Raw genomic sequence first — 11,616 nt, forward strand, 5'->3', positions numbered from 1 at the left:
CGCGCCCCGACAACGCGGCGGGGTGCGGTGCGGGGCGTCGGGGCCCCGGCAAGATCCGAAATAGACGGCCCAGGCGCGTTCCACCGTCCCCGGCTCGGAAACGGAGGTCGCCGCGCGCGTCGCAAGGCACCACAGCGCCTCGTACAGGAGGCCGTGAGGAGGGTCCGGCAGCCGGTGCAGCAGGGCGGGGACCTCGGTGCCGCGTCCCTGGGCGATGCGGACGAGAGGGGTGGCCCACGGCTCATGGGGACCCCAGTCGGTGTCCTCATCGGTCGGGGCGGGCTGCCCGTGCTGCACGCGCAGGCACAGCAGGGCAAGGGGCAGCAGTCCGTGTTCGAGGCCGGGCACGCCCGCACCCCTGACGCCGGCCGCCGCCTGCCGAAAGGCCGCCTCCGCTTCCTCGGCGCGGCCGGTCGCCGCGACGCGCAGGGCGCCGTACCACCGGCTGAAGACGCCGGCCAGCGGCAGCTCGTTGCGCTCGGCGAGGCGGTCCACCGCGGCGGCGTGCCGGTCGGCCCCGGGAACGTCGGCGAGGGCTGCGGGCCTGAAGACGCATCAGGTGACCCAGCACCTCGTACGTGACCAGCCCGTGTCGCGTGGCGAGGGTGATCAGCTCCGCACCGATGGTGTCGCGGCGCTGCGCCAGTCCCGCCCGGTGGAACGACTGCATGAACACACCGTTGAGCGCGAACGCCAGCAGCGCGGGGTCGTCCAGGTCGCGCGCGATCCGTTCGGCCTGGTGGGCGGCCTGGAGGCTTCGAGCGGACCGGGTTTCGCGTGCCTCCAGCGCGATCGTGGCCAGCAGCCGGGCTCTGGCCGCTTCGTGACCGCCCGGCGGGAGGTCCTCAAGGTGCGCTCCGCCGCGGCCACGGCACCTGCCGCGTGGCCGGGGTCGTCGACACGTGTCCAGATCGCCGGTACGTCGTAGGCGCCGATCACCCGGGCGGTCAGTTCCGGGTCCCCCAGTTCCTCGGCCGCCACGATGGTGGCCGAGCGGTGTCCGCGCGCCACCTCCAGACCGGCTCCCCCCGTGACGGCGAGATTGCGGAGCAGACCCACCGTCGACTCCAGCCGGGCCATGGCCGAGCCCGGATCCGCCGACCGATAGGCGTCTGCGCAGCCCCGGCCCGGACTGCTCCGTGCGTCCGGTGGAGGCCCTGGCCGCAGGCGACGCGTGGGCAGCCGGGCGGGAGATCACCGCGCAAGGTACCCCGGAACGCTCGGCACCGTGGTCCGTGCGACGGCCGCCGGGACATGGCACCCGGCGCGCGGTCCCCTACGGCCGTGAGACGGAAAAGCGCCGCGGATGATCGTGGCGAAGCCGGGTAGCCGCGTCGGTGAGCCGCCTCCCCGGCGGTGTGAGGAGGGTGCGATGGCAGTCAAGGAATCGCTGGCCCGCTACCACCGGCGCCGTGACTTCTCCAAGACGGCCGAGCCCGAGGGCCGACTCGAGGAGCCGTCCGGCGAGCAGCTCTCGTACGTCGTCCAGATTCACGACGCCCGGAGCATGCACTTCGACTTCCGGCTGGAAGCGGACGGCGTACTGAAATCCTTCGCCGTACCCAAGGGGCCCTCCAAGGATCCGCACGACAAGCGCTTCGCGACACCGACCGAGGACCATCCGCTGGAGTACCGGGATTTCGAGGGCACGATTCCCGAAGGTGAGTACGGCGGCGGCACGGTGATCGTCTGGGACCAGGGAACGTACCGCAACGCCACCTCCGGCGACGACGGCCGCATGATCCCGCTCCGCGAGGCACTGGAGCGGGGGCACGCCTCGTTCCGCCTCGACGGCCGCAAGCTGCACGGCGGCTACTCTCTCACCCGCATCCGTGACACCGGGGACGGCGGGAAGGAGGCATGGCTGCTGGTCAAGCACGCCGACGAGCGGGCCTCCTCCACCGGTACGCCCGATCCCCGGCGCGCGCGGTCGGTCCGTACCGGCCGGACCCTGAACCAGGTCGCTGCCGACGCACGCCCGGAGCGGGGTGGCCACCCTTGACCACGCCCCTGGACCGGCTTCCGCAGGAGCAGCGGCGCCTGCTGCCCCCGGCCCCCGCCGCGCCGGGCGCTCCCATGCTGCGCCACCCCCGCCACGTGGGACTGCGCGACGGCAAGCCGGCGCACGAGGTGGTCCGCGAGCAACCGGCCGGGAGGACCCGATGACCCCGAAGAAGCCGACCATGCCGCCGGAGCGCATACGCACCGGCCGCCGCACCGTCGACATCAGCCGCCCGGACAAGGTCCTCTTTCCCGGTGACGGCATCACCAAGGCCGACCTCGCCGGCTACTACCGCACGGTCGCCCGGCGCATGCTGCCCCACCTGCGCGGACGGCCCCTGATGCTGGAACGGCATCCCGACGGTACCGACGGACCGGCCTTCATGCAGAAGGACGTCCCGGACCACTTCCCGGACTGGATCCACCGTGCCGAGCTGCCGAAGGAGGACGGCACCGTCACCTACGTGATCTGCGACGACACCGCCACCCTGCTCCACCTCGCCGATCAGGCGTGCATCACTCCGCACCGCTTCCTGTCCAAGGCCGACCGGCCCGACCACCCGGACCGGCTGGTGTTCGACCTCGACCCGCCCGACGAGGACTTCGCCCCCGTACGGAAGGCAGCCCTCGGCCTCCGCCGGCTCCTGGACGAGCTGGAACTGCCGTCCTTGCTCATGACCACGGGTTCGCGCGGCCTTCACGTCGTGGTGGCCCTCGACCGCCGCGAACCCTTCGACGACGTACGGACCTTCGCGCGCGGTGTGGCCGACGTCCTGGCCACCCGCCACCCCGACCGGTTCACCACCGAAGCCAGGAAGAAGGCCCGCCGCGGTCGCCTCTACCTCGACATCCAGCGCAACGCCTACGCCCAGACCGCCGTCGCGCCCTACGCCGTCCGCGCCCGCGCCGGCGCCCCCGTCGCGGCCCCGCTGGCCTGGTCCGAGATCGACGATCCGGAACTCACCGCCCGCCGCTGGACCCTCACCACCGTCGACGATCTCCTCCAGGACGACCCGTGGAAGGACCCCCCTCGGCCCCGCTCCCTCCGAAGGGCCCGGAGCCTCCTCACCGCACTGACCCGTGACGAAGAGAGCTGGACTCCATGACTCAGCGACGGCGCGCGACCGTACGACGGCTGATGGACAGATACGGGCGGACCCACGCGGAGGAAGCCGGCATCACGCTGCGGAATACACCCGCGCCCCTGTACCAGCTCCTCACCCTCTGCGTGCTCTTCTCCATACGCATCAAGGCCGACATCGCGGTGGCCGCGGCCCGCGAGCTGTTCCGGGCCGGGATGCGCACACCCCGAGCGATGGCGGACTCCTCCTGGCAGGACCGGGTGGACGCACTCGGCCGCGCCCACTACCGCCGCTACGACGAGAGCACGGCCACCGCGCTGGGCGCCGGGGCGGAGCTCGTCCTCGACCGGTACCGCGGCGACCTGCGCCGGCTGCGCGACGCCGCCGACGGGGACCCCGACCGGATCCGCGAGCTGCTGCGGGAGATCCCGCGGATCGGGCCGGTGGGAGCGGACATCTTCTGCCGGGAGGCCCAGACCGTGTGGCCCGAGCTGCGCCCGTCGTTCGACGACCGCGCGCGTGAGGCCGCTTCCGAACTCGGCCTCCCGTCCTCGCCCGAGGATCTTGCGCGCCTGGTGGACACCGAAGCCTTGCCGAGGCTGGCAGCCGCCCTGGTGAGGGTCGAGCTGTCCAAGAACGCCGTCGACGACCTTCTGAAGACCGGCTGACACGCCTCCGGGGAGCTCGCCCGTCCGGCAGGGCTGGGTGCGAGTTCATATCAGTGCCGTTTCCAGCGGTCACTGCGGGCGGTCACTTCGGGGTGATCGTGAACGGTTCCCACCGGAGGCCCGCCACGCAGCCGGTGTCGGGGGCGGTCGGACGGGTGAGGAAGGACGCCAGCACCTTCTGGGCGCAGGGCGACTGCGGGACCACCCAGTGCCCGATGCCGGGGATCTGAACGGTGGTCGACCCGGGCAGCGTACGGGCCGTCTTCTGCGCCCAGCCGGCCCCGGTCTTCATGTCGAACGTCCCGTTGAGGAAGAGTGTCGGCACCGTGCTGACGGGGGCCGCCCGCATCGCGGCGGTGCGGTCCGGGACGTTCCAGACACGGCACACCTGCTCCTGGAAGGCCAGTTGAGGTGCCTGGGCCAGGACCGGGTCCGGCCAGTCGGGGAATGCCTCACGGCCCGCCTTCAGCACGTCGGACGCCGAGTGATCCGGTATCCACTCGCCGCACACCACCGAGTTCGTCAGACCGTGGGCCGTCTGGCCGGCGACCTGGACCGAACCGGCGGCGCGGGCCCGGGCGAAGCGCTCCGGCCGTCCGCGGCCCAGTTCGTCGATCGCCGCCGGAACGTCTTTGAACGGGATCGCCTTGGCGACCAGCAGGTTCACCAGTGCGCCGCCGTCGAGGACGACCTTCACGGGGTCCCCGCCTTGCGGTGGCCTCACGTCGAGCGTCAGAGGATGGGCCTCCAGCTTGCGCACCTGCTCGTTCAGGGTGCGTGCGAGGTCCGGGTAGCGGCTCGCGCAGCGGGGCTCCGCCGCGCAGGCCTGATAGAGGTGGTCGAGCCCCTCCTTGGCGCCGGCCCAGGCGAACGGCAGGGAGACGTAGTGTGCGGGAGCGATCGAGTCGAGTGCCACCGCGCGGATGCCCTGGGGGTGCAGGCGCAGGTAGGTCAGGGCCAGGTTGCTGCCGTAGGAGTGGCCGTAGACGTTCCACTGCCTGATGCCGAGCGCGGTGCGCAGGTCGGCGAAGTCGGCGGCGTTCTCGGTGCTGTTGTAGGCACTCAGGTCGATTCCGTCGGCGGTCAGGCGGTCCCGGCACTGTTTCGTCGCGTCGAGCATGAGCCGCTGGGTCTGCGGTGCGTAGGAGGGGAGACCCACGGACGAGGCGTAGAAACGGTCCAGCTCGGGGCAGGCGAGGCCGGGCTCGTCGTAGAGGTTGCCGCGTTGGGCCATGACGATCAGGTCGCGGTCCCGGTTCAGGCCGGCGGAGACCAGGAACGGGATGTCGTCGAAGGTCTCGCCACCCGGGCCGCCGGACATGAACACCACGGGATCCTGGGCGGGTTTCGCCGCGGTGGCGGGGATGACCGCCACGGCAAGCCGGACGGTCCGGCCGCCGGGACGGGCACGGTTCTCGGGGACCTCCAGGAATCCGCACCGGGCTGTGGCCAGCGCTTCGATCGGCTCAGGCGTCCGGGGGCAGGGGCCCGGCACGAAACGTGACCCGGCGGCCGCGCCGGCCCCGGTGGTACCGCCGGTATGCGTGGGGGGTGGTGAGGCGCCCGCCGCACTCGGGGCCAGTGCCGTCAGGAGGCCCAGAGCGGTCGCGGCCGCTGCTGCCCCGATCCGGAAACCGGGCTTCGCCATGTGATCCCGCTCCTCTGCCGATCAACGGCTGCCCCACAGGGCAGCGCTGCGACGGTATGGGTGGAACGCACGGAACGCAGGGAACGCACGTAATCGACGCTACCAGCGGATCCGGCGTCCCGCGGATCGGAACGCAGGTGAGGCCGGCACGGTCGGAAGCGCTGCTCGGCTCGGCCTGGTGACCGTTTCGCCGGCGGGCCGACCGCTTCGCCGCGAGCCGGGGGGCCGGCACTACCGCCCCCAAGCGCCGCGACAGCTCGTGGCGTTCGCGACCGGCACGGGCTCCGGACGCTCGCTCCGCCACGGCGACGGGAGCCACGGTGAGTAGCACCGCGGTCACGGCCGGCCGCCTCGTCGGTGCGCCCGAAGCCGCAGGCGCCGTGCGGACTCGGTCCCGAGTGGCACGTGTGCCGGAGCGCGCACCGACCCCGTGCGGCCCGGACCCCGCCGGCCCGGTCCCTACCGCGGTGGCGCCGCCCCGCTGCCGACGACGCGCAGAGGTTGGAAGATGGATTGGTGAGCAACTATCTGGGCGGCCTCCGGCGCTGGCTGCTCAGCTCGGTCACGAGCCCCTCAGCTCCCCCTCGTCGTCCCCGCCCAGGAGACCGGCGGGAGCGCCAGGAGCACGCCCCGCCCCGCGCGGGAGGGGCGCGGCCGCAGCGCCTGTCGTCCCTTCTCAGCGCGCGCAGCGTCGCCGGCGAGGTGTTCCTCCTCCAGTTGGCCGTCGTGGTCCTTCTCGTCGCCGCCGCGGTCGTGGCGCTCGTGGTGCAGGCCCGGAGCTCCGCGATGCTGGACGCCCGGCACCGTACGCTCGCGGCCGCCGGAACGTTCGCGGAGTCCCCGGGGATCGTCGCCGCCGTGCGCGGCCCCGACCCCAGCGCGGTGCTCCAGCCGAGCGCCAAGGCGGCCGGGAAGATCGCCGGGGTCGACGGCATCAACGTGTACAGCCTCGACGGGGTCACCCTCGCCCACAGCGACCCGCGGCAGCTCGGCAAGCGCGTCGTCGGCCCCTTCTCCAAGGCGGCGGCCGGCACGTCCTTCACCGAGACGTTCGCCGGGTCCCTGGGGCAGTCCGTGGTCTCGGTGGTCCCCGTCAAGGACGACGACGGCAAAGTCATCGCCGTCGTCTCCTCCCCGGTCACGGTCCAGAACGTCCAGAGCATGGTGAACGGGCAGTTGCCCGTCGTCCTCGGCACCGCGGCCGCGGTGCTCGCCCTGTCCGCGGGCGGGACGGCTCTGGTGAGCCGTCGGCTGCTGCGCCGGACCCACGGCCTGGGACCGGCCGAGATGACGAGCATGTACGAGCACCACGACGCGGTGCTGCACGCGGTGCGGGAGGGCGTGCTGATCATCGGCGGGGGCGGACGGCTGCTGCTGGCCAATGACGAGGCGCGGCGGCTGCTGGACCTGCCGGGGGACGCGGAGGGGCGCCCCGTGACGGACCTGGGTCTGGAGGAGGGGATCGCCGGTCCGATCGCGTCGGGCCGCTCCGCGACCGACGAGCTGCACATGGCGGCCGATCGGCTGCTGGCGGTGAACATCCGGCCCACCGCCCCGTACGGGAAGGCCGGGACCGTCGTCACGCTGCGGGACACCACCGAGCTGCGGGCGCTCGCCGGCCGGGCCGAGGTGGCCCGCGAGCGGCTGAGGCTGTTGTACGACGCCGGGGTGCAGGTCGGCACGACACTGAACGTGGAGCGCACCGCGGAGGAACTGGCGGAAGTGGTCGTCCCCCGGTTCGCCGACGTGGTCACGGTCGACCTGCTCGACCCGGTGCTGCGCGGCGAGGAGCCGCCCGAGGCGATCGCCGAGATGCGCCGCACCGCCGTCGTGGGCATGCAGGGCGACCACCCGCTCTCACCCGTCGGCGAGGTGATCCGGTTCGGGCCCACCGGCCCGATGGCCGCCGGGCTGACCGGCGGGCACGCGGTCCTGGAGGCGGATCTGCGCGCCACCCACCGCTGGCGGGCCCAGCACCAGGCCAACGCCGCGCAGATCCTGGACCGCGGTATCCACTCCCTGATCGTCGTGCCCCTGCGGGCCCGGGGCGTGGTGCTGGGCATGGTCGGCTATTGGCGGGGGCAGGACTCCCCGCCGTTCGACGGGGAGGACGTGTCCTTCGTCGAGGAGCTCACCGCCCGGGCGGCACTGTCCGTCGACAATGCCCGCCGCTACACCCGCGAGCACGACATGGCCGTGACCCTGCAGCGCAGCCTGTTGCCCCGGGGCGTACCGGAGCAGTCCGCCGTCGAGGTCGCGCACCGCTACCTGGCCGCCCAGGCCGGGGTGGGCGGTGACTGGTTCGATGTCATCCCGCTGCCGGGCACCCGGGTGGCCCTGGTGGTCGGGGACGTCGTCGGCCACGGTCTTCACGCCGCCGCCACCATGGGCCGCCTGCGGACCGCCGTGTACAACTTCTCCACCCTCGACCTGCCCCCGGACGAGCTCCTGAGTCACCTGGACGAGCTGGTCACCCACATCGACACCGATGAGCAGGAGTGGCAGGGGATCACCGGGGCCACCTGCCTGTGCGCCATCTACGATCCCGTCTCGGGGCAGGTGACCGCTGCCAGCGCCGGGCATCCGGGCCCCGCTCTCGTCGGCCCCGACGGGACCGTGTCCTTCCCCGAGGTACCGGTCTCCCCGCCGCTGGGCCTGGGTGCGGGTCTCCCCATGGAGACCATGGCGCTCACCCTGCCCGAGGGCTCCCGGCTCGCCCTCTTCACCGACGGGCTGATCGAGAGCCGCGACCGCGATCCGGACGTCGGCCTGGCGGCGCTGCGCGACGCCCTGTCCGGGCCCGCCCGCTCCCCGGAGGAGACCTGCACCGCGGTGATCGACGCGATGCTGCCGTCCAGGCCCAGCGACGACGTCGCGCTGCTGGTGGCCCGCACCCGCCTGCTGGATCCGACGCGGATCGCCGAATGGGACGTGGAGCCCGATCCCGCGGCGGTCTCCCCGGTGCGCAACGCCTGCGCGCGCCGACTGGCGGAGTGGGGTCTGGAGGACATCTCGTTCACCACGGAACTCATCCTCAGCGAGCTGATGACCAACGCCATCCGCTACGGCACCGAGCCCATCCGGGTGAGGCTGCTGTACGACCGCTGCCTGGTCTGCGAGGTCTCCGACGGTTCCAGCACCTCTCCCCACCTGCGCCGGGCCGCGGATACGGACGAGGGCGGCCGCGGTCTGTTCCTGGTCGCGCAGTTCGCGGAGCGCTGGGGCACCCGCTACACCGCCCGCGGCAAGATCATCTGGAGCGAGCAGGCTCTCCACGCGGGGGACGAGCCGGCCTCGATGGATCTCGGAGAGGCGCTGCTGGCCGGGTGGGACGACGAGGGGTTCTGAGGACGCGCCGCTACGGCAGCCGCAGGGAAGACGGCGGACACCACGGTCCGGGACTGCGCTGTCGAGGCTGCCGAACGTACGCTGGCCTCGATCGGTACGCGACCGCCCGTTATGGAGCCTTTGTGCCCACACCCCGTCTCCGGACAGCCTTCGTCGCCGCCCTCCTGGTCCTCGCGGGCGCGCCCCTCGGCGCCTGCGGCGACAAGCCTGTCGCCGCGCCCAGTGCACCCGCGGTGGCCACCTCCGCCGCGGACGCCGGCGGTATGGCGGCACTGACCGCGGAGGCGAAGAAAGAGGGCTCGCTCAACACCATCGCCCTCCCGCGCGACTGGGCCAATTACGGCGCGCTGATCGACGGCTTCGAGAAGAAGTACGGGATCAAGGTCAATGTGGAGAATCCGGAAGGTACCAGCCAGGACGAGATCAACACACTGAAGGAGCACAGGCGCGACGGCCGCGCCCCCGACGTGATCGACATGGGGGGCTCGTTCGCGCAGTCGGCGGCCCGGCAGGGCCTGCTCGCTCCGTACAAGGTCGCCGCTTTCGACCGGATCCCCGAGGATCAGAAGGACAGGCGCGCCCGCTGGTACAACAACTACGGCGGCTACATCTCGATCGGCTGTGACGCCAAGCGGGTGAAGACCTGCCCGTCGACCTTCGCCGATCTGCGCAAGCCCGAGTACAAGGGTCAGGTCTCGCTCAACGGCGACCCCACCAAGTCAGGCTCCGCCTTCGCCGGCGTGTACGCGGCGGCCCTGGCGAACGGGGGGTCCTTCGACAACATCCGGCCCGGGATCGACTTCTTCGCCGAGCTCAGCAAGAACGGCAATTTCAACCCGGTCGAGTCCTCACCGGAGACGATCGCGATGGGCCGGACCCCGATCAGCGTCGACTGGGACTTCCTCAACCTGGGATACGCCGACCAATTTCGGGAGAGGGGCGCGGACGTCGACTGGCGGACCGCCATCCCCTTCGACGGCAGCTTCGCCGAGTACTACGCGAGCGCGGTGAACCGGGAGGCCCCGCATCCCGCGGCGGCACGTCTGTGGGAGGAGTACCTCTTCAGCCCGGAGGGACAGAACCTGCGCCTCGGCGCCTACGCGCGCCCTGTCCTGATGGACGCCATGGCGGAGGACGGCACCCTCGACAAGGCTGCCGCGGAGAATCTGCCGACGGTCGAGGGCACGCCGACGTTCCCGACGGAGAGGCAGCGGGAGAAGGCGCGCGAGACCGTCAACCGCGACTGGGCCAAGGCCGTCTCGGGCTGAGGAGCGGGAGGCCGCGGGCCGCGGGGTCGACGCATGGGGGCGGGCGGAACGATCGCCGCGCGCGCGGGATCGGAGCGGGGCCGCGCGGCCGCGGACCGGCGGGGGTGGGCGGCGTGCCGGGGGCGGAGGCAGGTCCGGGCGGCGGGGGGCGCGCTGTCAGGTACGCTTCCCCGCCGCCCGGGGTCTCAGGAGGCCCGGACGCGGGTGGCGTCGGCCTGTTCGCCGCCCCAGACGAGGGCCGCGGGGGTGGTGGACGGCTCCTCGGGGGTGGCGAGCCATCCCACGAGTGCGCCGTCACGGGTGACGAGGACCGCGGCCGAGCCGGCGGGCAGGTCCAGCGTCCAGCCGGTGCCGTTACCCGTGCCCGTGCCGGTGCCGGTGCCGGTGCCGGTGCCGGTGACCCGGTCGTCGGCGTCGGTGGGGTTGAAGGCTCCGATGACGCGGACGCCGTCGGGGCCCGACCGGCTCAGTACGCGGGCTCGGCCGTGCGCCGTGGTCGGGCGCGGACCGGCCGGAGCCGGGAGCGTGGCGGCGAACGTGGCGAGGAAGGCTGCGACCAAGCCGTCCGCGGGCTCGCCGGCCGGGAGGGTCAGCTCGCCGGGGCCGTCGCCGTCGGGGTGCCCGGCCCGCAGCACGGCCACCGGGACGGGGGTTCCGTCGGCGGCGGGTACCGGCCGCTCGTCGAGCCAGCCGAGCCCGATCAGCCGTCCGGAGTCGGCCAGTTGGCGGTGCACGGCGTCGGCGAGTTCCGCGAGGACGGTACGGCCGGTGCGCTGCCAGGCGCCGGCCTCGGGCAGGGCCCGGTCCACGAGGACCACGGCGTCGCGGTCCAGCACGGAGCCGGACAGCACGTCGCCGAAGCGTTCGAGGAACGCGGCCAGCATCCTCAGGCCCTGGGCGTTGGCCTGGTGGGCACCGCCCTCGGCAAGTGGTGCGCCGGGGCTGTACGGCGGTGCGTGCAGGGCGGGATCCACCCCCTCGGCGCGCAGCCCGTCGGGGTCCATGTCGACCAGCGGGCCCCAGTTCCTCGTGGCGCAGGCGGTGTAGACGCTGACGGTGGTGGAGCCCAGCAGGAGCGCCAGGAGGGCGTTGAAGACGGGGGTCGCGGGCCGGGCGAAGGACTCGTCGGTCCAGGTGAACCCCCAGTTCGCCTCGATCACGTCGGTGCCGCCGAGGAGGATCCCGGCCAGGTGCGAGCCGAAGGCGGCGCTCTCCCGGGCCGGGTTGCCGATCCATTCGGTGTGGCCGACGTAGTACCCGGAGCCCTGGATGGCGCGCTGCCGGACGGCCCAGGCGTCGAAGGCGGCGCGCGGTGCGGTGACCTCGGTGAGGGGGACGTTGGCCAGCCGGGCCGGGCCTTCGGGGAAGAGCGCGGAGATCCGGTCCCACAGGCCGACGACGGCGTGCCCGGACCAGCGGGCCCACTGCTGCCGGGTGGCGCCGGTCCACCGGGTGACGTCCTCGGTGGCGAGGGCGGCTTCGTCGGGGAGGCCGTGCCGGGTGAGCCATCGGGCGAAGGCCCGGCGGGCGGCCGGCGAGGCGTCCTGGGCGTCCACGGGGAGGTGGGCATCACCGCAGGTGCCCTCGTTGCCGAGCTGGAG

At 73.1% G+C, this 11,616-nt stretch carries 7 protein-coding genes and 2 pseudogenes; 6 read left to right on the top strand and 3 right to left on the bottom strand.

The window, feature by feature from the left end:
• Positions 1-72 precede the first annotated feature (72 nt).
• Positions 73-1,116, bottom strand: a pseudogene (locus tag ACWGIU_RS15595) (SARP family transcriptional regulator); the annotation flags it as partial.
• A gap of 256 nt (positions 1,117-1,372) precedes the next feature.
• On the opposite strand from ACWGIU_RS15595, the gene ACWGIU_RS15600 reads away from it, so the two are divergent.
• Genes ACWGIU_RS15600 through ACWGIU_RS15615 form a run of 4 tightly spaced genes read left to right on the top strand, consistent with a single transcriptional unit; the run spans position 1,373 to position 3,751 of the window.
• Entirely contained in the window at positions 1,373-2,002 is a 630-nt protein-coding gene (locus ACWGIU_RS15600; RefSeq protein ID WP_453706072.1) for a DNA polymerase ligase N-terminal domain-containing protein, read from the top strand.
• Positions 1,999-2,166 carry a hypothetical protein gene (locus ACWGIU_RS15605; RefSeq protein WP_453706074.1) on the top strand — a complete coding sequence of 56 codons (168 nt, stop codon included), beginning with the start codon at positions 1,999-2,001 and terminating at the stop codon, positions 2,164-2,166. The genes ACWGIU_RS15600 and ACWGIU_RS15605 overlap by 4 nt, the downstream gene beginning before the upstream one ends.
• Positions 2,163-3,107, top strand: coding sequence for a non-homologous end-joining DNA ligase (gene ligD / locus ACWGIU_RS15610; protein ID WP_453706076.1), 945 nt, complete (start codon positions 2,163-2,165; stop codon positions 3,105-3,107). The genes ACWGIU_RS15605 and ligD overlap by 4 nt, the downstream gene beginning before the upstream one ends.
• On the top strand, positions 3,104-3,751 hold the full coding sequence (locus ACWGIU_RS15615; RefSeq protein WP_453706078.1) for an endonuclease: 648 nt from the start codon (positions 3,104-3,106) through the stop codon (positions 3,749-3,751). The genes ligD and ACWGIU_RS15615 overlap by 4 nt, the downstream gene beginning before the upstream one ends.
• An 82-nt stretch (positions 3,752-3,833) precedes the next feature.
• On the opposite strand, the gene ACWGIU_RS15620 is transcribed toward ACWGIU_RS15615, so the two are convergent.
• Positions 3,834-5,399, bottom strand: coding sequence for an alpha/beta fold hydrolase (locus tag ACWGIU_RS15620; RefSeq protein WP_453706080.1), 1,566 nt, complete (start codon positions 5,397-5,399; stop codon positions 3,834-3,836).
• A gap of 663 nt (positions 5,400-6,062) precedes the next feature.
• Here ACWGIU_RS15620 and ACWGIU_RS15625 point away from each other — a divergent pair.
• Both ACWGIU_RS15625 and ACWGIU_RS15630 read left to right on the top strand, forming a co-directional pair.
• Positions 6,063-8,747 (top strand): SpoIIE family protein phosphatase, encoded by a 2,685-nt coding sequence (locus ACWGIU_RS15625; protein ID WP_453706084.1) that lies wholly within the window; start codon positions 6,063-6,065, stop codon positions 8,745-8,747.
• 122 nt (positions 8,748-8,869) lie between these two features.
• Positions 8,870-10,015, top strand: coding sequence for an ABC transporter substrate-binding protein (locus ACWGIU_RS15630; protein WP_453706082.1), 1,146 nt, complete (start codon positions 8,870-8,872; stop codon positions 10,013-10,015).
• Positions 10,016-10,200: 185 nt separating this feature from the next.
• On the opposite strand, the pseudogene ACWGIU_RS15635 reads toward ACWGIU_RS15630, so the two are convergent.
• A pseudogene (locus ACWGIU_RS15635) lies at positions 10,201-11,616 on the bottom strand (hypothetical protein); the annotation flags it as partial.

The sequence above is a fragment of the Streptomyces sp. NPDC054840 genome (assembly GCF_053611065.1).

Coding starts and splice junctions, on each gene's coding strand:
- ACWGIU_RS15600 (WP_453706072.1), top strand. CDS start 1,373: ATGGCAGTCAAGGAATCGCTGGCCCGCTACCACCGGCGCCGTGACTTC.
- ligD (WP_453706076.1), top strand. CDS start 2,163: ATGACCCCGAAGAAGCCGACCATGCCGCCGGAGCGCATACGCACCGGC.
- ACWGIU_RS15615 (WP_453706078.1), top strand. CDS start 3,104: ATGACTCAGCGACGGCGCGCGACCGTACGACGGCTGATGGACAGATAC.
- ACWGIU_RS15620 (WP_453706080.1), bottom strand. CDS start 5,399: ATGGCGAAGCCCGGTTTCCGGATCGGGGCAGCAGCGGCCGCGACCGCT.